Origin of the sequence: Tigheibacillus halophilus (assembly GCF_042683165.1) — a bacterium.
Lineage (GTDB): Bacteria > Bacillota > Bacilli > Bacillales > Amphibacillaceae > Tigheibacillus > Tigheibacillus halophilus.
The window spans coordinates 26,687-47,454 of record NZ_JBHUIZ010000016.1 but is presented as its reverse complement, the minus strand read 5'-3'; the positions used below and the strand labels follow the sequence as shown (position 1 = coordinate 47,454).

Here is a 20,768-nt window from a genome sequence, read left to right as displayed (position 1 = left end):
GGAAGCGGGAATAGAAAGGTGGATTCGCATGGATAAAGACAAATATCTACAGCGCATTGCTTGTGAGAGGGTTTCGCAGAGCGGAATAGCATATTTAAACCATCTGCAACGTCAGCATATGCTGCATGTCCCTTTTGAAAATTTGGATGTCATGCATCATGTTCCAATTGCACTGGATATGGAAAAGTTTTATGAGAAAGTGGTTTTACATCATCGTGGTGGTTTTTGCTATGAATTAAACGGACTATTTCACTGGCTTTTGCAGCAGCTTGGCTTTATCTCCAATCTTGTTTCGGCAACTGTCAGCCGCCCAGATGGATCATGGGCAAAATCCGGCAGCCACGCTTGTATTATTGTCGAACTGGATCAGGCTTATATAGCCGATGTCGGTTTTGGTGATTCAGCAAGAAACCTGCTGCCTATAGACGGGACACGCATAGAGGATGTCAGCGGCGTCTATCGGGCAGATAAAATAAAGGACCATATCTATGATGTGCAGCGGAAAAAAGAAGGGGAATGGACAGTGCTTTACCGCGTCAATACTACTCCTTGCAAACTGATGGATTTTACGGAGGCCTGTCAATACAACCAAACGTCGCCACATTCACATTTCACGCAAAAAGAGATCGCCACTATTGCTACGAAAAATGGAAGAATAACATTGTCCGGTAATTCCTTGACTATTACCAGTGAAGATAAAAAAGAACATTGCCATATCAGCGCCGAACACTATGCCGACATCTTGGAAGCTTATTTTGGAATTGGCTTGTAAAGGACTGCTCGCTTCTCCCCGGAAAGGGGGTTTTTGCTTTTTGCTTTGCAAGCGCCCTTCTCTTTTCGTTATTACGCCCTCATGAAATGTGGAAAAATGCAATCTCTATTTCCCCCGATCAATAGCAAACGAAGGAAAACGCTATTTCAGGCAAGAACGGATGAGTTTCAGCCTTGAAAACGATCCGAATGTCATCTTTTCCAGTTTTACCTTTTCTGGAAAAAGCCGTATTTTAATTTGACGGTCTGAATATCCCAATCGATGGAGTCGAATTACTTCTTTTCTAACGTTCAATAGATAATTCAATTTATGATGCATCATTTCTTTTCCATTCATTATCATTCCTGCATGTCCACAAAAAATCATTTGATAATCCAATTTGTTTAATTTCTGTATGGATGCTATATAGTCGGATATCGATTCTTCTTTCATAAATACTTTGGGATAAGGAGTAACATACAGATCCCCCGTGAAAAGCCAGCCTTTGTCTGGCTCGAACAGACAGATGTGATCAGTTGTATGGCCAGGCGTTTCAATTGGGAGAAACTGATGCTTAGATGTCTGAAGTACATTTGGGTAGGCTTGCGCAGAAAAGCCAAAACGCGGCCCGATAAATAATTCTCTATACCAAGGAAGATGCGCTTTTCTTGCGGCAGCCTTCACCATCCGTTCATGGCAAAAGATATCCGCATTCTTATGTTTGGCAATCCAAGAAGCCATCCCTGTATGATCTTCATGGGAATGCGTCAAGGCTACCTGCTGGACATTCCAAGCGGAAAAAACCTTCTTCAACTGTTGTTTCTGGATGCGAGGACCTGTATCAACAAGCATACCATCAATATAATACAAGTGGACGGACATGAGGCGATAAAAAGGGTTCACTGGGATTTTCACGATTTCAATATCTTCATGGCAGGCATATTGTATCTGTTCCATCTTATCAACTCTCTTCCGTTTCCTATTACCTATTTAACATGAAAACCAAACAAATGACACATCTTTTGAATAAGGAAAATAACTTTTAAAGGAGGACTGCTATTTTTTCTTGATTAATCGTACATATACGAACCCTCTTTTCTTTTTCATATCTCACTTTTATAAACCATTTCAATCCAACTGGACAATTTTTTAGATTTCTGTTATTATATAAAAGTTACCCACAGTAACAGTTACCCCAAGTAACTATTTAAGGAGTGATTTCCATCGAATCCACAGCAAAGTTCTTTCAACAATTAATTACATTATACCGGCCATTTGAAAATCGGTTGAATATGGAACTGAACAAGCATGACCTGCATCGAGCGCAATGGACCATTTTATACTATTTATACAATTATGGCTCGGCAACAAATGTTGAGATCTCTCATTATCAGGGAGTTGAAAAGCCGACCATCACGCGTACCTTTGCAAGCTTGGAGGAACTGGGGTATGTAAGTCAGGCACCAGGAAAAGACAAGCGAGAGAAACGCATGCAGCTGACAACACTTGGCAGGAACGTATATGAGCGTGTCCGTGTCTCTATTGACAAATTGGAAAAGGAGATTTTAAACGGCATCTCTGAGGAGGAACAATTGGAGACCATTCGAATGATGGAAACAGTGAGAAACAATATTCGAAAGTGAGGAGATAGTTACATGAATCAAGCAAAACCGAAATTATGGACGAAGGATTTTACCATTATATCAGCGGCAAACTTTTTTCTGTACTTAGTATTTTATTTATTATTAGTAACCATGGCGGTCTATGCTGTGGAAGCGTTCCATGTTTCAGAAAGCGGGGCCGGTCTTGTTACCGGTATTTTTATTATCGGGACGTTGATTGGACGCCTGGTTATCGGGCGGTTGATCACATCCGTCGGCAACAGAAAAATGTTATATTTTGGACTGTTATTTTTTATTTTGACCTCTCTGCTATATTTCATCCATGGCGGAATCACCCTTCTAATGATCACGCGTCTATTACACGGCATAGCACTCGGGGCGGCAAGTACAGCAACCGGAACCATCGTGGCGGAAGTACTGCCCGCAGAACGAAAAGGAGAAGGCATCGGCTATTACAGCATGAGTATCACGCTTGCAACAGCAATTGGTCCCTTCATCGGTCTTTATATGAGTCAGCATACGACTTATGAAGTGATTTTCAGTTTTTGTCTGGCATTAGCAATCATCAGTTTCATCATATCCTTATTCGCTAAAATACCAGTCGTGAAAAAAACGCCTCAATCTGCAGGAAGTATGAAGTTAAAGCTTTCAGACTTTATCGAGCCAAAAGCAATGCCGATCGCACTTGTTGTCATCATCATATCGCTTGGTTATGCCAGCGTCCTTTCTTTTATTAATTTTTATGCGATTGAAATCGACCTGGTAGACGCTGCAAGTCTGTTTTTCATTGTCTATGCAGTAGCAATCCTGGTATCACGTCCTTTCACAGGACGCTTAATGGATTTAAAAGGTGCCAACATGGTTATGTATCCAGCTTTCATTCTATTTGGAGCTGGTTTACTGCTGTTAAGCTCCGTGTCAAGCAGTATTCCTTTGTTATTAGCTGGAGCACTTATGGGCTTCGGGTTCGGTAATATGCAATCTACCACCCAAGCAATCGCAGTGAAGGTGACGCCCCCACATAGAGTCGGATTAGCAACGTCAACCTACTATATTGCGCTCGATGCTGGAATTGGATTTGGACCATACTTGTTAGGATACGTCATTCCATTAACTGGATATAGCAGTTTATATATCATCATGGGAATCATGGTCCTAGCTACAACGATTCTCTATTATTTCATGCATGGCAAAAAAGAACGTTCGCTTTCTGCAGATACGAGACTTCCCGTATCGGAAAGCAAAGCAAATTAAACAGAATACACTCTTCAATAATCAAAAATGCGGCGGTGAATGTGCTCACCTGCCGCATTTTTTTAATCCTCTCTACCATTGCACGTTCACTTGCACAGCTACAAATTCTTTCCTGCCCATTTCTTCAAAAACTAACATCTCCATGGATGGCATTATTGTTGACCAACATGTTGGAGAAAATTTTTTAGCTTTATAAAACGTGGGATGATATGCATATGCAAATGCTCGACGTCCTTGAATATCCCACTGTCTTGCATGAGAGTATTGCCATTCGTTTCAATAATGCTTTTAGGGCAATTGCTACTCGTTGAGATGCAAGAATAATCTGCGGCAAAATGCTCGAATTAACTTCATAGCACTCTTGATAATATTTTTTAGGCACAACAAGGCTATGCCCTTTGTTTATCGGATACCTATCCAAAAGCAACAAACATATTCATTCTCATGAGTGATATATGCTTCTTTTTTCTTGGTTATTTCACAAAAAATACAGGGTACCATCTGTTCTGCCTTCCCCTCCATTTTATTTGAGCATTATTCAGAAATCCTTCTCCATTGTCCTTATAGCATACTAGATTAAATTTTTTTCATAGCAATTGCATTCATGGACCCGCTCAAAATTAGATTTGACCCCTTCTTCCTTATCCTCCCCTGAATAATGAGCGAAGGCTTGTATAACCTTAAGTTGCGGATCGTTTACTTTAATTGCTTTATTGATTTCCTTATCACCAGCCATAAACACTTGTAAATAGGAGTAAACTTTATCAAAACCACTTTTTACATACCATTCATTAACCCATCGATCATCCCTAGTCCATGCTTCGAGATAGTTTAAACCTATTTCTTCGGCAATCTTTTCTGCTGTCTTTAATAATCTCGTTCCGATGGCCCTTCTCCGGTAATCAGGGTGAACAGCAATATGCCAAATCATTCCGCCGAGCCCTTCACCTTTTGTGCATATTGATTTTTCAGTTTTCTCGTATTCGATATCCAGTAAGCCAACAATTTGTTCATTTTCGATTGCGACTAATTCAATTGCTGGATTCTGGTATGTCTCTTTTTTATTTAGCACATGATCAAAATAGGCAGTGTCCAAAAATGAAAGTGTTCTGCATCGAACCCAGCCGATTTCATCTTTGGAGCGGTAAGGTCTTATCTCCACTTCAAGCCCCCCAAAATCTTTGATATTCATCCTAAACATGATCACTTTATATGAAATGTTATATTGCTGTACGTCGTTCTTTGTAGGCAAATGCTTATTGCAGCGATCACGTTTATTTCCGAATGTAATTGGTTCCACTTTTAATTCAAAATCCCCCCTTGGATAATGTGAAATCCAAAGGGGGAAGCCTTACAACTCTTCATTTAAAAAATCCCTTACATTTCCCTTGGTCAAACCGAGTTCTTTCGCTGCCAATATCAACATTACCCATTCTTCATCCAGTCCCTGCATAATCACTCCTGTCTGCAGCCCAGCCATCATAGGTATAAACCCTTAGATCTGTGACTTTGCGTATCAACCTTTCAGTTGACTTGCCTTTTAGTGTTCTATAGGACTATTTTATCACCTTTTTCTGTTTTTTTGATTAAAAACCTTCGACAAAGTTTGCAATTCACTGAAGGTTTCCATTTCTCGGCGATTATTCGCCACACCTATGCTATCAAAGGTTTTAGTGGTTAATCCAGCTAGGAGCGGTCGCTCAACATTTTATCTACATGAGATCTTTATACCTCTATGCTATACTGAAAAGAAAAAAGGTTGATAAAATATATGATGCCAAAAAGGCTATCTGATAGTATCGCTGATGATATAATGTCAATGATTGCTGTAGAAAAAAGATTCCTGCCTGGTGATAAGCTGCCAAACGAGAATGAACTATCCGAGGAACTGGATATAAGCAGAACCACACTTCGGGAGGCTATTCGCATATTAGTTACGAATGGCATTTTGGAGATCAGACGGGGAAAAGGCACCTATGTAAAAGAAGACATCGATGTAAATAATATAGAATCCTTCAGTTTTTTGGCAGACGCCAAAATAAATGCGAAGGACTTGTATGAAATGCGTTTGATTTTTGAACCGGAAGCTGCGTATTATGCAACGATTCGGGCAAGTGATACTGAATTGAAGCGTATTTTAGAATATGGAAGGCGAATAGAACAAAAAATAAAGCATAACGAGGATCGGACGGAATTAGAACAAAAATTCCATCAATCCATCGTTAAAGCTACCCATAATGAATTTATGGAAAAACTGATGCCGGTCATTTATCAAGCTATTGACAAGGGAGTCATATTATCCAATAAAAAAGAAATGGCCATCAAAGACACCATTAACGATCATAGCATGATGATGGATTTTATGAAAAATCGTAATCCTGAAGGTGCAAAAAGTGCAATGAAAATCCATATTTTGCATGCCATGAAAGAGTTAGGAATTGAATAACAATTCACTTTAAGACATCTTAGCAAGCTCTAAGATGTCTTTTTTGTCATACAACACTATTGACAGCAGACAACACACTATATAAAATACATTATACAAACAAAAAAGCAAGGGTGTGCGCAGATGAGAAGAAGTGATACGATTAAAATCGGGGTTGATCGTGCTCCCCACCGCAGTCTGTTATATGCAACTGGGAAAGTAAAAGCGAAAGATTTGGGAAAACCGTTTATTGGTGTCTGTAATTCTTATATTGATATTATCCCTGGACATGTGCATTTACGTGCATTTGCAGATGTCGTAAAAGAGGCAATCATCGAGGCCGGTGGCATTCCATTTGAATTCAATACCATTGGCGTTGATGATGGCATTGCAATGGGACACATTGGTATGCGCTACTCATTACCTAGTCGTGAACTAATTGCTGACAGTGCCGAAACTGTTATAAATGCGCATTGGTTTGACGGCGTATTTTATATTCCGAATTGTGACAAGATTACTCCTGGTATGTTAATGGCCGCTGCTCGTACAAATGTACCTTCCGTCTTTGTTTCTGGAGGACCTATGGAAGCCGGTAAAAGCTCGACTGGAAAACAACTTTCGCTTACGTCGGTTTTTGAAGGTGTCGGTGCTTATAAATCAGGTAAGATGACAGAAGAAGAATTTAACAATATCGAAAATAATGCATGTCCAACATGCGGATCTTGTTCAGGCATGTTCACAGCAAATTCCATGAATTGTTTAATGGAAATGTTAGGTGTAGCCCTTCCCGGAAATGGCTCCATTGTCGCCACGAGCGAGAAGCGCCAAGAATTGATCCGCGAGGCGGCAAAACATCTCATTCGTATGGTTGAAGATGATGTTAAACCCCGCGATATCATCACGAAAGAAGCGATTGATGATGCATTTGCACTTGATATGGCGATGGGCGGGTCCACGAATACAGTGCTCCATACACTAGCAATTGCTAATGAAGCGGGTATAGATTATAACCTTGAGGATATTAACAAAATTGCTGCCCGGGTACCATACCTTGCGAAAATCATGCCTGCATCTGATATTTCCATGGATGATATCAATAAAGCTGGCGGAGTAAGTGCCATAATTAATGAGTTAACAAAGATTCCCGATGCCATTCATCCAGAACGCTTGACGATAACTGGACAGACAATGGGCGAACTTGTTAGTGGATATGAAATTACGAATGAACAAGTCATCCGCACAATAGATAATCCCTACAGTCCAGTCGGCGGGTTGTCCATTTTATACGGAAACCTAGCGCCAGAAGGTGCTGTCATTAAAGTTGGTGCTGTGGATCCTGCTATACAAGTATTCAAAGGGGAAGCAATCGTCTTTGAATCCCAAGAAGAAGCACAAGAAGCCATTGACAATGGAGCTGTAAAAGAAGGACATGTTGTCGTCATTCGTTATGAAGGGCCTAAAGGCGGTCCGGGAATGCCAGAAATGCTTGCTCCTACCTCAGCTATTATGGGTCGTGGTTTAGGCAGCACAGTGGCGCTTCTGACAGATGGGCGTTTTTCGGGAGCGTCTCGCGGTATCTCTATCGGACATATTTCTCCAGAAGCCGCGGAAGGCGGACCTATTGCTTTGATCGAAAACGGGGATATGGTGGTTATTGACTTACCAAATAGAACACTAAACGTGAAGGTATTGGATGAAACCTTAGAGGAACGCAGAAAATCCTTAAAAGCCTTTGAACCTAAAATCAAGCAAGGATGGCTCGGAAGGTATTCTAAACTTGTGACAAACGCTTCCAAAGGCGGCGTGATGAGCATATAATTCCCAGAACTATTGCGTTTAATAGCTCATTTTTACTATCAACAAACCGCTTAAAATAAACGTTTGGCTTAAAATCAATTCAACGTTTATTGCCAAGATTTCTTACCCAATAATCCATGTAAGCAGATCTTCATCAACAATCATGTTTATTTTTGATTCATCTTTCTCCCACGTAAACTGACTATGTTTACGTGGGGATTTTGTTCGAGAGACGGAAAAAGCATACATCTATTAGCGACTATTTCCACACGCCATTTTTCCATGGCAGTTTAAAATGCAGCATCCCTTATTCAACCTCAAATGTTCGACTTGCTTTCAAATCTTCTTTCTGGGCCGTTAACCAGAACGTCACAGTGTATTTCCCCTTCGGCAAATCTGCAATCTTGGCCTTATAAGTCAATTCCTCACCCTTTTTCACCTTCTCTTCCCCCAATGCTTGTGTAAATATGCGCCCCTTGGAATATTGTTTGATTTTCTTGCCCTGACTATCCTTTATAATGAAGTCAAATCGCTGTCCGGTATTGAAATGGAAGGTTTTCTCCTTACCAGATTCGTTTTTCAAGTGAAAAACGAAATGGACAGTACCATCGTCTTGCTTACTGGACACTCGTGTTTGGATTTTTCCTGTCACTTTGCCACCTCCGTCGTATGGCTCACGATCTTTATGATTTTGCGTGCCGCTGGATGACTTACCACATCCGGCAATGAAACTAAACAGACAAATACATATACAAAAAAGGATGAGTGATCTACTGGTGAACATACCGGACAGCCTCCTTCATCAATGTCTGCAACGCTCCTTAAAACTGTTCCGATTCATGGAAAAATATGATTTCAGGCTTTCATCGGAAGCTATGCTGTGGCAATCTTTTGATCGCCTTCTATTTCTTTTATATCCCTTCAAATAGTAAAACATGCATAATCAGAATAAACAATCGTGTTATAAATGTTTCCATTGTTATATTCCTTACCATATCATCAAGGTTAAAAAATGCAATACTCTAATCATCTTTTCCCGAAGTTTAGCCTCAGCTAACGCTATTTCTTCTAAAAAGATACAATTTAAATGATTAGTTTCCTATTCTATTCTGGCCACGCCAAACAAAAACAAGGCCATCTCCCCATCATGGAGACGGCCCTCTTGCGAAAAACCAATTATTTTGCTTCTTTTAAATTCACATGGTCGGCTGTGTTATCACCACCGACAACGAAGTGAAGCTCATATTTACCAGTGTTGTAAACATAGTCCATCTCATTTGTTTGAGGGACCGCAAGAATCTTGTCGGCACTGCCAAACTGTTCATTCAACACAGCAGGTGTAATACCTCCAAGATTTTTTTGTCTTTCGACTCCCGTACCAAAGTTTCTTATTTCAGATATGGTATTATCCTTGTTGTAAGCAAATCCATATCCAGCGTTTCCCATTTCCCATCCGTACAAGTCAAATCCACCCTCCGTTTCTTGAGGTTCGCCTAATCTTTCGTGAACAGCTTTTTTGGAGCTCTTATTCATTTTAAGGTCATGGGCCTCTCTAGGCATTTTACCGCTATAAGCAGAATCGTAGATCGCATTTACATACTCAGCGGCCTCCTGATTGGTAATAGAAGAATGGACACCTGAGACAGAAGTTCCCTGGACATCATCAGCAGCAGAAACTGTGGTTACTCCTGCCCCTGATAACGTGAGCCCGACAGCAGTTGCACCGACTAATAAACCTTTTTTGACGTTCATTGTATCTCTCCTTCTAAAATATTTTTACTGCTAAGCGTGTTCCTTTAATTCTACAATTTAAAACGCTTATATTCGGTTAATCCCCCCTTAACAAAAGAGCTAGGTTGAAAGACCAAAATGTGGTACTTGTAAATAATCTAAAAGCCCTTGGTCTTTCTTTGTACTTCTAATCTAAGTTTATATTGTCATTATAAAATGAAAGTACTGAATAAAATATTGATTTTCCTTACAATCGGAAAGCTTGCACTTACATTTTTGTCATATTCTTCCACACACGATGGAATTGACGTTGGATATCTTTTCACCAACTGATAACTGGATAGGGAATAAGATCTGCATCAGTAATATGAGAGCTTTAAATTACAATGACACCCCTTCCATCTAAAAGAGGTGTCAGTCATAAAAAGATAAACACAAAATTTTTCCCCGGTACTACCGAAACCACTCCGTTAAAATGACCATTGTAATAAACCCAAAGATAAATGCCCATGTGGATAATCTTTCATTGCCATCTCCGTGGCTTTCCGGTATTAATTCCTTATAAATCACAAAGAGCATTGAACCCGCAGCAAAAGCAAGGCCATAAGGAATAATATATATAAAAGATTCTCCGAAAAACAACCCTATCATTCCAGCGAATAGTTCAACCATCCCCGTAAACACCGCAAGTAAAATCGCCTTCAGCCGATTGACATTTTGCGTCATTAAAAATAAAGCTACTAAAAATCCCTCCGGAACATTTTGAAGTCCAATCGCAAAAGAAACAAGCGGACCCACGTCCTGAATGGCGCTTGTATTACTAATCCCAACAGACAAGCCTTCCGGAAGATTGTGCAGAGACATGGCGGTTAAAAACGTAATGATAATTTTTGAATCTGAGGATGGGTTTGCAGAATGGTCCAAATCTGTATGCGGAATAAATGCCTCCAGCACTGTCAACACCAGTGTCCCAACTAATATTCCAATAACTAAAACAGTAAGGTTGGATAACTTCATAGCAGAAGGGATCAGTCCATACGCTGAAGCAGCCACCATAATGCCTGCGGTATAGGCAAGCAAACCATCTTTTCCTTTATGAGAAACATTTCTTATTAATAAAACAGGCAAGGCTCCTAAGCCTGTACAAAACGAAGAAAATATTAAAGGTAATAAAGACATGGAAAGCCTCCAGAGTAGTATTAGTTCATCATATGTTTCCATTCAATGAACATGCATGACTTCATGAAACTGTTCCCTTATTCATATATTCTGCCTTCCCCAGTTATCCCTACTTTTCCGACAAGATGGAGGATCCTATTTCATGGCTCCACAGTTGCAAAAATCTGGAGAACTATAAAAAAAACAGGCCCTTCTCTTCAGCTAGAGAAGGGTCTGTTTTAGTCTAGATTCCTAACTTATTACACACCAATTTATACAGCTTTTTGCTTTGTATTCTTTGACTTATCCTTCTTGCCGGAAAACAAATTGGCAAGCCTATCCGGAAGTGCTATTAAAGCTGGCAGGAATAGCGGAAGCAGGATGAATGAAAGTACGATTAAACCTGTGATAACCGCAATTGCCAATTCAGATAACAGGATAATTCCTGCCGGCAGAAGTGTTGCAAAAGTACCTCCCAGTATGATAACAGCAGAAATGATAACGCCGCCGATATGCTTGGAAGCCTGAACAATCGCTTCTTTAGGTGACATGTCCGGGTATTCCTTGTATCGCATCATTAAGAAAATGCTGTAATCCACTCCCAGAGACACAATAATGATAAAGGAGAAGAATGGTACAAAGGAAGATAGTCCGGCATATCCCAATAAATCCAGGAATATATAATTTACAGTAAACATCGCTGCGTAATATGCACCTACAAGTGATGCCGTAATAAAGATCGGTGTCCAGAAGGACCTGATGACAGCGAACAGCACAAGCAGCACGCCGAGAATAACAATAACCGTTGTTTTATTCAAATCTCTGGACAGGATATTGTTCATATCATTGGTTGTCGCACTTGGTCCAGATGTGCCATATTTGGCATTTTCAAGCTCAGTGCCTTTTAATCCGGTAGAAATCGTTTTGTTTATGGATTCAACTGTTTGCAATGCTTTATCTGAATATGGATCATCGTTCAGAATAACCGTCATTTTTGTGATCTTTCTATCTTTGGACATGAAGGCATCCAATGACTGTTTAAAATCTTTATTCTTCAAAGCTTCTTTCGGTATAAAGAAGCTTTTATCCTTATGCAGCTGCGTTAAATAGCCATTCGTTTGGCCAATACCATCGGAGATTTTTTCCAATCCTCCGTTTACATCGGATAATTGATCGCCAAATGCGTCAAACTGTTCAAGCCCTTCAGCAAGTTCCTTCTGGCCTGACTTCATCCGGCCAAGCCCGTCATTCACACTATTCATATTTGTTACGATTGTACCGATCCCCGAGGAAGCTTCTCCCAGACCGGATTTCAGTTGTTTTAGACCATCTTTCATTTGATTTAAACCACTGTTGATATCGGCAAGGTTGTTATTGGCAGTAGCGAAACCGTTGGTAACCGTATTGTATTGCTCATTTAATTGGTTAATGCCCTCAGGTGTTATATCTTTTAAGGATGAAGATAACGTGTCCAAGGTTTGTTTCAAACCGAGATAATTTTTATCCGTATTGATCTCCGCATAACTGTTTCCCAACTCAGAAACCATGGATTGCATCGTCGAGATGGATTCTTTCACCCCAAGCAGTGCTTTGGCAGCATCCTGGTAATGTGTCCCCATTTCCTTGTAACCAGCCTGCATTTGCTCATAATTTTTGGCTAGTTGCGACACACCATCACTCATAGTTCCCAGGTTGGTTTCAATAGACGCAATACCATTTGAAATGGTTTTTGGATTACTTGTTCCATCATCAATTCCAGCTTGGATTCGCTTCAGGCCATCGGATAATCCAGATACGCCATCTTGAAGTGCAGCAGTTCCGTTAACCAATTCATTTACTTGGGAAAAATCTGCAGAGCCAAGTTCTTTCGAAGCTTCCTTCATACCATCAGCTATCGAATCCACACCATCCTGGGTATCAGACAGGCCATCGGTAACAGTTCCCATTTGGCTGGAAACATAGAAATCATCAATCTGCTTTCCCAGAGGCTGCGTAACGGAAGAAACCTGTTTCACACCCTTCATAGCTTTTAGCCTTTCTGTTATATCATCGACAACAGCAAGCGATTTGTTATCATCCAGCGCCTTGTCATTTTCAATGACAACCGAAGCCGGCATAGATTGGCCTTTTCCAAAATGCTTGGATACCAGATTGATTGCCTTGGAAGAAGGATAGTTGTCCCCAAGTTCCCCAACCGTATCAAAATTCAATTTCTCCTCATGGAATAAAACCATCGGCCCGACTATTAAAAGAATGATGACTGTAACAATAATCGGATACTTCGTTCCCAATGCAGATGCTTTTCCCCAGAATTTATTTTCCTTGTGACCGCCGACATTTTTAGATGGCCAGAAAAGTTTCTTGCCCAGAACCTTCATAATAAAAGGGGTAAGCGTGAGAATTTCCAGTAATAATATGGTTACGCCAATGACAACGACAACACCGGATTGGTAAATTGGTGATTCCGAGAAAACAAGCGCAAGAAACGCGATAAATACCGTCAATATGCTGTAACCAATTGTTTTTCCTGCTGTCCTGTACGTATTTGCAATGGACGTATCAATAGAATTGCCATGTGACAATTCTTCCTTAAAACGATTGAATAAAAGAATATTATAGTCCGTTCCAATCCCGAACAGGATGAGCACTAACAGCATTTGCGTAAGACTTGTAATAGGGAATCCTGCTTTATCTATTAATTGTGCAGCAATTCCCATTGAAACAAGATAGGAAAAACCTACTGCAAGCAGCGATATAAACGGTGTTACAAAAGATCTGAAGGCAATGATGAGTACAACTAAAATAAAGATAACTGTCAGTGCAGCACTTTTTTCGACACCGGACTGCGTTGCCTTTAAATAGTCATTATTAATAAAATCTTCTCCGCTTAAATAATGTTCCACAGGCACATGATCCAGTTTCTTTTCAAATTGCTTCTGGATATCATCTATTTCTCTGCCTTTTTTATCCAGCTTATAGCTCACCATCAAAGTCGTGCCATCCTTAGATATGAGGGAGCTTTTGGCATCCGGCATATGGAATGGATCTATCATGTCCGTAATGCCAAGCTCGGATTTGCTCTTATCAATCTCATTTACAGCCTTCTTGATTTGCTTCATGTCCTCTTTGGTTATTTTATGTTTATCATGAAAAACAATCAGGTTGTCTGTACCTTTTGTTGCGTCAATTTTTTTCAGCATCTCGCTGGCCTTGACGGAAGGGCTGTTTGCACTCGTACCCTCCTGTCCTTTATCTCGCAATATAGCATTGACATCTGGTTGAAAAACGGTCAACATAACCGTAACAATAATCCAGACTGCCAGAATAATCCAGCGTCCTTTAATAATCGTTCGCATTCCATATCCTCCGTTTTATGTTTATTTGTCAGATTTGTCCTCGGAGAAGTACAGAATATCCAGGAATTCGCTTTTATCCATTCCTTCTTCTATCATTCTTTCTTTGACAGCAGAAACCAATAATTGCATCCCCTGTTCTACAATCTCCTGTTCCTTAGGATTTAACCGATTTAAAACACCGATTAACGACTGGTTTTTTAGTTGTGAAATACTCTCATCTATATCTTCAGCAAGTCTCGGAGACAAGGATATATCTACCAGACGCTTGTCCTTTTCATTAGGTGTTTTAATTAGAAATCCTTTTGACACCAGTCTTTCCACAATATCCGAAACGGTGCTTTGCGTCATTTTCAAGTTTTGAGAAAGTTGCTTGACGCTTACCGTTTTATGCGAAAAAACTTCCGCTATCACCCTTACTTGGGGAATGGTAACACCATGCTCCTCAGCCTGCTTTTGCAGACTTTTCATCGTGTAACGATGTATATACGCAATAGAATCCCCTATAAAATCAGCCTTTTCCAATTCGCCTCAACTTCCTCTCCCCAAAAAATCGCATACGATACATCGTACACGATATATATTAAAGAGATACATTATACTTGTCAACGGATAAATTGTGTCGGTTTTATCTCAGTCTGCGATTGCCGAGTAGTTTTGACAAAAGTATATTCTATTGTTAACTGTTTGGCCGCCAGGTAACCGAAAGTGCATACCTGCATGTAACCCGTGAAATGGAAAAAGCTTCCCAGAAGTTTAAACAAACTAGTGGAAAGCCTGGATATCCCTATGTTACAGGAAAACAGCTAAATTCTACGAAGAACAAAAAAGGGGTCAAAAGTGTATGGCGTTACTTTGCATTGTGTTGGTTCGGACTAACTCTCCGATTAGTTCGAACGAATTTTTGTAAATTATACCAATTACATATTGGAACAAATGTTCCCTTCATGCTATAATGAACTGACAATAGACAAGCTTCACATGAGGGGTTGGGCACATCACGTTTTTTGCAAATCGTACCTTCGCCAGGGATATTTCCCACGAAGGAGGTGTTGCCTATGGACGTTGAAGAGGCGCTGACATTGATGATTTCGTTTGGCACATTGGTTGCCATTATCATCACAGCCAACAACGACAAAAAATAACCCCTCATGTCATCTTCGCTTTGGCAACTGAGGGATTATTTTCTAAGGGTGCCAGACCCCTCTTGATGGGGTTGGTCTATTGGAACCGTTCCATGTTACAGCATGGAGCGGTTTTTCCTATCTTATGATGTTCTACTTACAATATACCATATGTACGCGTTTTGTACACCCATTTCACCATCTTGCATATGCATTGTTTATTTGTTAGAGATTGCTGCATTGCCAACACTCTGTTGCTCATTTGGCGTAGTTCATAGGGTGGATGAACAACTTATTTGGGGGATTTTCTTCGGGGTGGGTGGTTCATAGCCCGGGTGCTTCCCATCAGGGGTGCAACACACCGCAGATTTTCTGTAAATCATACCTTCATCAGGGATATTTCTCACGAAGGAGTTCCATTTATTGACGTTGAAAAGGTGATTTCATTCAGCACATTAGTGGCAAATATTGTCAGCCAACACGAGGAATAAGTTTCCCTAGGTTCCATCCTTTAGCAGTGATTTATTCAAAAATCTTAAAAAATAACTTTTGTAGTGATATATCACTGCTGCCAAAGTTATGATGGTATAGATTAAAGATGTATAGAAAGCAACATTGGGAGAGAACTCATGCTTCTCCTGATCTCCTTTAATCCCAGTTGATTCTTGAATAGTTGCATCTAAAATTCTTGTGGTCTGGCCTCCTTTTGACGTGAAAAACCAAATAATCACTGTGACAGCTATTCCAATTAAAAATGCGAAATCAATGAACTTTGTATGGGTAAAATAAGTTACGCCATAGCTCAATCCCGCTAAAACAATTAATGTAATGAGAATAGTGATTACTCTTTTCATTGTTTTTATCTCCCTTCATTTGGTTGAATGGCGTTATTTGACAATCTATTAAATTGTCCCAGGCAGGCAAACTGAAAGCCGCTTGTTTCATAAATCCACAGTCTGTTTCTTTTTCCTCCACTTTTATGCACTTCGCAATTGCTTCACATTTTTGTTAGCCCGAATAATAGTGATTGAAAGTATTGCTGCAAAATAATCCCTCTATTTTTTCAAATCACTTACTAACATGACAAACTATATCTAATTGAAGCCAAATAATGTTTCTCATTTAGATCCACCCTTCTTTCGTTTAGAATCCACAATGGTCGAACGTTCTAAACTTTATCCGTGCAATCTGTCTGGTTACAAATAACAATGGTTGATCATTCTACTCATAAGGTATGCTCCATTTAGTGTAACATGTTTTTTTGAACGCTTACCTTAGATGTTCAGCTATTTGTTGCCGGCTGCTCGGCTCACATTTTTAATACAGTTATGTGGCTGCATTAAAACTATTCCCATGAGGCGATTTATCATCATCACACGTAAGTCGTTTTTATTGACAAAATATTTATTTATGCTATAATTTACATTTAATATTTTTTTGTATATAATAAGATTCTCCTGGCCAGGGGAATCTTATTTTGCTATATGGGAGGATTAATGGATGGAGAAAAATGAATCAAGCTTAACTTCCTTAATATCAGCTTTTGGTCGAGCATACCACAGCAAATACGACACACCAAAAATTTTTGATGATTTTATGGCAAAAGATTTAATTACCCACAAGGAATTTAGGGACATTCGTGAAAATATGATTAAAGGAATTCCATTTTTCAATAATGAAATTGCCAGGAAATACAAAGATCAGCCGGATGAAATTTTAAAATGGATTACGCAAGTTCAACTTTCTCCGACACCTTTAGCACGTGCTGCCTATAGTGAAGATGTATTATTTCATGAATTAGCGCTAGGTGCTGCACAGTATGTCATTCTAGGGGCTGGACTGGATACCTTTTGTTTTAGAAAACCAGAATTAGACAAAATCTTGGAGATATTTGAAGTAGATTATCCTGCTACACAAGATTTTAAAAAGAGAAGGTTGGCAGATGCTAATTTTCAAATTCCGGATAACCTTCATTTCGTTGCAATGGATTTCACTAAAAACTTTACATTACAGTACCTTATCAAAGAAGGCTTTAGCACTAGCAAAAAAGCTTTTGTCAGTCTTTTAGGGGTTTCTTATTACTTAACAAAAGAGGAAAACACTAATTTGATAAATGAATTATTCACAAAAATACCACCTGGAAGTTCCATCGTGTTTGACTATGCAGATGAAAAGCTTTTTGAAGAAAAAGGTATGTCCAATCGCGTTCAAAATATGGTTCAAATGGCTTCAGCCAGTGGCGAGCCAATGAAATCGTGTTTTACTTATGAGGAAGTGGAAAAGATGTTAGAAGACTCGGGCTTACTCATTTATGAACATTTATCACCTGTTGCTATTAATAATCGATTCTTCCGTGATCGTTCAGATTATTTATCTGCGTTCGAAACGATTCATTACATTCATGCTGTAAAAAAATAACTTTTGCTTAATTACCAACCCACCTCTCAATCTACTTTGATTGGGAGGTTTGGATTTATCTAACGTTTATAAATAATGTGTTTCCCGACAGTTTGCTTTCATTGTGTAATCATAATCAGCATTTTTCCTACTGGGTATTTTTTATACGAATCTGCAACCCACGGAAAATATCCCTAGACTTAAATTCCTTGTATTACGATCAGAGAATCTTTGCAACATGTTTCGAATTTCTGATGAAATTTTAATAACTCTTCTCATAAATTCATTAATCATTTTCCCGCTTTATTTATCCCCATTAAATCGATTGGCCGTGACAACTCAACGCTTAGCATTTTAATGTGTCAATTTTAAAATCTTATTTCCTGCAATGCCAGGTGTGGTCATTTCTTTTGGATCTAAAATGGCTTTTAGTTCCTTCTCTGATAATAAATGATGCACCTCACAAATTTCTTGGATAGTTCGCCCAGTCTCTATAGCCTGTTTGACTACTTTCGCAGATGTTTCATATCCTAAATATGGATTTAATGCGGTTATAATGCCATAACTTTCCTTCACATATTCACGGCAACGCTGTACATTGGCCTCTATACCGCTAACAGCATGGCGTGTAAATACCTCAATTCCGTTTTTCATGATTTTTAATGACTGCAGTAAGTTAAAAATAATAACGGGTCCCATTACATTCAATTCAAATTGACCCGCTTCAGAAGCCATGCAGATTGATTGATCATTGCCTGCAACCTGAAATGCAATCTGATTAACCACTTCTATCATGACTGGATTCACTTTCCCTGGCATAATTGAGGAACCGGGCTGCTTGGCGGGAAGATTTATTTCGCGAAATCCTGTCATTGGTCCCGATGCCATCAACCGGATATCATTGCATATTTTAGACATGTTAAGGGCCGACACTTTCAATGCCGAGGATAGAGTTGTATATCCATCCGTATTTTGTGTGCTATCAACCATGCTATTTGGCCGATGCAGCCTCACTCCTATCTGAATGGATAATTGTTTGACAACCTCTTCAATATATTCAGGCTTTGCGTTGAGTCCTGTGCCAACTGCAGTAGCACCCAGATTCACAGTCAGCATTTCTTTCGCAGCTTCTGTAACCCTTTTTATATCCCGGCTGACAACTTCAGAATAAGCGCCAAACTCCTGTCCTAACCGGATTGGAACTGCGTCCTGCAAGTGAGTTCGCCCCATTTTCAAAACATCTTGGAACTCATTTTCTTTTAGTACAAGTTCTTCCTTTAAAGCCGTCATAGTCGCGGCAAGTTCTCTGGCCATCCGGAAAGCTGCGATTTTCAATGCGGTTGGTATTGTATCATTCGTCGATTGGGACATATTCACATGAGTATTTGGAGAACAAAAATCATAATCCCCCTTTTCTCTTCCCAACATTTCTAGTGCCCGGTTGGCCAGAACCTCATTCATGTTCATATTAATAGAGGTGCCAGCACCACCCTGTATAGAATCAACAACAAATTGGTCTAAATGTTTCCCCTCGATCACTTCATCTGCCGCTTTTACAATAGATTTTCCAAGAGGTCCAGGCAGCATATCCGTAAACATATTTGCTACTGCCGCTGCTTTTTTTACTTCTGCAAGGGCCAGAATTAACTCCTTATGTACAGGAATATCAGTAATAGGGAAATTTTCCAAGGCGCGCAAAGTTTGCACCCCATAGTAAGCATCTTAATCAACTTTTTTGGGACCCAAAGCGTCCTTCTCTATCCTGAAAGATGTTTTTTCCATTACATACACTTCCTGACTTCGAATTGACCTGACAAAATATTCAACCTTAAAATTTCTATAGCTGGATTACTCCTATGCCTTTTTCAATCTTAATATTAGTCCCATACGGCTGGCTTAATTTCTGTAGTTTTTCCAAAATATGCTGGTTGCCCGAAAGCGTGGGCCAGCCCCTGCTATATCTTGGTAAGCCAAACCCAAGTTCTATAGGATGCAGGCTTATACTTGCCACATTATTTTCTTTCATATTCCATTTTGCGATGACAGATTCCCAAACAAGTGGATTAACACCTAACCCCTTAGTATTATTATCGCTCCTTTTATCAAGCGCGTCTGCCACATTGTGTCGGGAATCCAAACCATATTTTTCATAGAAATCTGCAGGGAGCGTTGTTACTGTCTCATTATGAAAAATAAAATTTCCTAAACTATAAAAAATGGGCTTCCCCCGGTATACTTCAATTCCGCGTAAAATATGGGGGCCATGGCCAATAACTGCATCTGCCCCGGCATCGATACAATTCCTGGCCGCAATTTCGATGAACTGTGCAGGAAGCGCTTTGTTTTCCCCTTTCATCTCATGTGAATGAATACTAACCATCACAACATCTGCCTGCCGGCGTGCTTCATGAATAGCTTTTTCTAATCTTCGCATATCAGATGCATGCGGAACTGTCTCTTTTTTTGGTTTTTCTCCCACCTTAAAATGTAGAGGACCAAAGGAGAACTCATCCTCTTTCTCTACTTCAAATCCTTCTTTAATAGCAAGATTATGATCCGCATTGATAAATGTGCTATCCGCGATCTCTTGAAGTTTTTCCATTTCAGGTTTTGTAACAAAAAACGTTGTACAGTATCTTAAAGGATTGACACCAGGACGACCCATCATATCAGGGCGTTGCTCTCCTGCCCGCCACGATTCGTGAAAGGTCGATGTTGCACTAATCAAAGCAACCCTTCCTGAAGGAGTTTCAAGATATTTCGGAGAGCTCGCCTCTGCCATGTTTTCTCCGACCCCGCTATGAACTAACTCATGTTCATCCAAGTGTCTTTTAGTTGCCAACAAACCTCCTTGTGAATAATCCATTGTATGGTTATTTGCCCAAGCACACATGTTAAAACCATATGCTTTCAGATCATATAAAATGTTCGGTGATGCAATTGCCCATGTTCCCCCGCTAACAGCTGAGGGATAACCCTCCATTTGGTGTGTTGTCACTTCAAGGTTAGTAAAGCGAACATCTGCATGCTTTAATAGTTGTGAAACCTCGCGGAAGGAATCTGATGAATGTGATGGCAACCTGCGTGTAATAAAACTATCACCAGTTGCGCAAATAGCAATTTCGTTTGTTCCCACTGTTTCATCTCCTTTGTTAG

General features: G+C 39.8%; 18 protein-coding genes, 1 pseudogene and 1 riboswitch. Of the genes and pseudogenes, 7 read left to right on the top strand and 12 right to left on the bottom strand.

The features are described from left to right. The first annotated feature begins 28 nt into the window (after positions 1-28). Positions 29-772 carry an arylamine N-acetyltransferase family protein gene (locus tag ACFSMW_RS18140; protein ID WP_390357719.1) on the top strand — a complete coding sequence of 248 codons (744 nt, stop codon included), beginning with the start codon at positions 29-31 and terminating at the stop codon, positions 770-772. Positions 773-913: 141 nt separating this feature from the next. Here ACFSMW_RS18140 and ACFSMW_RS18135 read toward each other — a convergent pair whose 3' ends face one another. Continuing rightward, complete coding sequence (locus tag ACFSMW_RS18135; RefSeq protein ID WP_390357718.1) at positions 914-1,708, bottom strand: MBL fold metallo-hydrolase; 795 nt, start codon at positions 1,706-1,708, stop codon at positions 914-916. A gap of 266 nt (positions 1,709-1,974) precedes the next feature. Between ACFSMW_RS18135 and ACFSMW_RS18130 the strand changes: the two genes are divergently transcribed. Further along, the gene (locus ACFSMW_RS18130) at positions 1,975-2,394 is read left to right on the top strand and encodes a MarR family winged helix-turn-helix transcriptional regulator (protein ID WP_390357786.1); all 420 of its coding nucleotides are present in this window, start codon (positions 1,975-1,977) and stop codon (positions 2,392-2,394) included. A gap of 12 nt (positions 2,395-2,406) precedes the next feature. After that, entirely contained in the window at positions 2,407-3,627 is a 1,221-nt protein-coding gene (locus tag ACFSMW_RS18125) for an MFS transporter (protein WP_390357717.1), read from the top strand. A gap of 190 nt (positions 3,628-3,817) precedes the next feature. On the opposite strand, the gene ACFSMW_RS18120 is transcribed toward ACFSMW_RS18125, so the two are convergent. From ACFSMW_RS18120 to ACFSMW_RS18110, 3 genes are all read right to left on the bottom strand, one after another. After that, complete coding sequence (locus tag ACFSMW_RS18120) at positions 3,818-4,009, bottom strand: hypothetical protein (RefSeq protein ID WP_390357785.1); 192 nt, start codon at positions 4,007-4,009, stop codon at positions 3,818-3,820. A 189-nt stretch (positions 4,010-4,198) separates the two neighbouring features. After that, on the bottom strand, positions 4,199-4,819 hold the full coding sequence (locus tag ACFSMW_RS18115) for a GNAT family N-acetyltransferase (protein WP_390357784.1): 621 nt from the start codon (positions 4,817-4,819) through the stop codon (positions 4,199-4,201). A gap of 159 nt (positions 4,820-4,978) precedes the next feature. Further along, a complete protein-coding gene (locus ACFSMW_RS18110) occupies positions 4,979-5,110 on the bottom strand; it encodes an anti-repressor SinI family protein (RefSeq protein WP_390357716.1) in 132 nt (43 codons plus the stop codon). Next, positions 5,091-5,175, bottom strand: a riboswitch (cyclic di-GMP riboswitch). Its footprint overlaps the gene before it by 20 nt. 223 nt (positions 5,176-5,398) lie before the next feature. Here ACFSMW_RS18110 and ACFSMW_RS18105 point away from each other — a divergent pair. Further along, a complete protein-coding gene (locus ACFSMW_RS18105; protein ID WP_390357715.1) occupies positions 5,399-6,073 on the top strand; it encodes a FadR/GntR family transcriptional regulator in 675 nt (224 codons plus the stop codon). Between the two features lie 123 nt (positions 6,074-6,196). Next, on the top strand, positions 6,197-7,870 hold the full coding sequence (gene ilvD / locus ACFSMW_RS18100; RefSeq protein WP_390357714.1) for a dihydroxy-acid dehydratase: 1,674 nt from the start codon (positions 6,197-6,199) through the stop codon (positions 7,868-7,870). Between the two features lie 286 nt (positions 7,871-8,156). Here the strand turns inward: ilvD and ACFSMW_RS18095 are convergent, their stop codons facing one another. The 5 genes from ACFSMW_RS18095 to ACFSMW_RS18075 all read right to left on the bottom strand — a co-directional run bounded on the left by ACFSMW_RS18095 (position 8,157) and on the right by ACFSMW_RS18075 (position 14,616). Further along, positions 8,157-8,633: a BsuPI-related putative proteinase inhibitor gene (locus ACFSMW_RS18095; RefSeq protein WP_390357713.1), complete on the bottom strand. Its 477-nt coding sequence runs from the start codon at positions 8,631-8,633 to the stop codon at positions 8,157-8,159. A gap of 392 nt (positions 8,634-9,025) precedes the next feature. Beyond that, complete coding sequence (locus ACFSMW_RS18090) at positions 9,026-9,601, bottom strand: YjgB family protein (RefSeq protein ID WP_390357712.1); 576 nt, start codon at positions 9,599-9,601, stop codon at positions 9,026-9,028. A gap of 432 nt (positions 9,602-10,033) precedes the next feature. Then, complete coding sequence (locus ACFSMW_RS18085) at positions 10,034-10,759, bottom strand: ZIP family metal transporter (protein WP_390357711.1); 726 nt, start codon at positions 10,757-10,759, stop codon at positions 10,034-10,036. Positions 10,760-11,010: 251 nt separating this feature from the next. Next, positions 11,011-14,094 (bottom strand): MMPL family transporter, encoded by a 3,084-nt coding sequence (locus tag ACFSMW_RS18080; protein WP_390357710.1) that lies wholly within the window; start codon positions 14,092-14,094, stop codon positions 11,011-11,013. Between the two features lie 21 nt (positions 14,095-14,115). Then, the gene (locus ACFSMW_RS18075) at positions 14,116-14,616 is read right to left on the bottom strand and encodes a MarR family winged helix-turn-helix transcriptional regulator (RefSeq protein ID WP_390357709.1); all 501 of its coding nucleotides are present in this window, start codon (positions 14,614-14,616) and stop codon (positions 14,116-14,118) included. Positions 14,617-15,149: 533 nt separating this feature from the next. On the opposite strand from ACFSMW_RS18075, the gene ACFSMW_RS18070 reads away from it, so the two are divergent. Further along, positions 15,150-15,236: a putative holin-like toxin gene (locus ACFSMW_RS18070; protein WP_390357783.1), complete on the top strand. Its 87-nt coding sequence runs from the start codon at positions 15,150-15,152 to the stop codon at positions 15,234-15,236. Positions 15,237-15,712: 476 nt separating this feature from the next. Here the strand turns inward: ACFSMW_RS18070 and ACFSMW_RS18065 are convergent, their stop codons facing one another. Then, complete coding sequence (locus ACFSMW_RS18065) at positions 15,713-16,069, bottom strand: hypothetical protein (protein WP_390357708.1); 357 nt, start codon at positions 16,067-16,069, stop codon at positions 15,713-15,715. A gap of 646 nt (positions 16,070-16,715) precedes the next feature. Here ACFSMW_RS18065 and ACFSMW_RS18060 point away from each other — a divergent pair. Further along, positions 16,716-17,633: a class I SAM-dependent methyltransferase gene (locus tag ACFSMW_RS18060; protein ID WP_390357707.1), complete on the top strand. Its 918-nt coding sequence runs from the start codon at positions 16,716-16,718 to the stop codon at positions 17,631-17,633. 333 nt (positions 17,634-17,966) lie between these two features. Here the strand turns inward: ACFSMW_RS18060 and ACFSMW_RS18055 are convergent. Next, positions 17,967-19,394, bottom strand: a pseudogene (locus ACFSMW_RS18055) (aspartate ammonia-lyase). A gap of 55 nt (positions 19,395-19,449) precedes the next feature. Further along, the gene (locus tag ACFSMW_RS18050; protein WP_390357706.1) at positions 19,450-20,748 is read right to left on the bottom strand and encodes a CapA family protein; all 1,299 of its coding nucleotides are present in this window, start codon (positions 20,746-20,748) and stop codon (positions 19,450-19,452) included. Positions 20,749-20,768 lie beyond the last annotated feature (20 nt).

What these genes read in the sequence shown, in the direction of transcription:
- ACFSMW_RS18090 (WP_390357712.1), bottom strand. Translation starts at nt 9,601, where the DNA reads ATGAACGTCAAAAAAGGTTTATTAGTCGGTGCAACTGCTGTCGGGCTC.
- ACFSMW_RS18080 (WP_390357710.1), bottom strand. Translation starts at nt 14,094, where the DNA reads ATGCGAACGATTATTAAAGGACGCTGGATTATTCTGGCAGTCTGGATT.
- ACFSMW_RS18135 (WP_390357718.1), bottom strand. Translation starts at nt 1,708, where the DNA reads ATGGAACAGATACAATATGCCTGCCATGAAGATATTGAAATCGTGAAA.
- ACFSMW_RS18065 (WP_390357708.1), bottom strand. Translation starts at nt 16,069, where the DNA reads ATGAAAAGAGTAATCACTATTCTCATTACATTAATTGTTTTAGCGGGA.
- ACFSMW_RS18105 (WP_390357715.1), top strand. Translation starts at nt 5,399, where the DNA reads ATGATGCCAAAAAGGCTATCTGATAGTATCGCTGATGATATAATGTCA.
- ACFSMW_RS18070 (WP_390357783.1), top strand. Translation starts at nt 15,150, where the DNA reads ATGGACGTTGAAGAGGCGCTGACATTGATGATTTCGTTTGGCACATTG.
- ACFSMW_RS18085 (WP_390357711.1), bottom strand. Translation starts at nt 10,759, where the DNA reads ATGTCTTTATTACCTTTAATATTTTCTTCGTTTTGTACAGGCTTAGGA.
- ACFSMW_RS18140 (WP_390357719.1), top strand. Translation starts at nt 29, where the DNA reads ATGGATAAAGACAAATATCTACAGCGCATTGCTTGTGAGAGGGTTTCG.
- ACFSMW_RS18110 (WP_390357716.1), bottom strand. Translation starts at nt 5,110, where the DNA reads ATGATGGCTGGGCTGCAGACAGGAGTGATTATGCAGGGACTGGATGAA.
- ilvD (WP_390357714.1), top strand. Translation starts at nt 6,197, where the DNA reads ATGAGAAGAAGTGATACGATTAAAATCGGGGTTGATCGTGCTCCCCAC.
- ACFSMW_RS18125 (WP_390357717.1), top strand. Translation starts at nt 2,407, where the DNA reads ATGAATCAAGCAAAACCGAAATTATGGACGAAGGATTTTACCATTATA.
- ACFSMW_RS18060 (WP_390357707.1), top strand. Translation starts at nt 16,716, where the DNA reads ATGGAGAAAAATGAATCAAGCTTAACTTCCTTAATATCAGCTTTTGGT.
- ACFSMW_RS18095 (WP_390357713.1), bottom strand. Translation starts at nt 8,633, where the DNA reads ATGTTCACCAGTAGATCACTCATCCTTTTTTGTATATGTATTTGTCTG.
- ACFSMW_RS18115 (WP_390357784.1), bottom strand. Translation starts at nt 4,819, where the DNA reads ATGAATATCAAAGATTTTGGGGGGCTTGAAGTGGAGATAAGACCTTAC.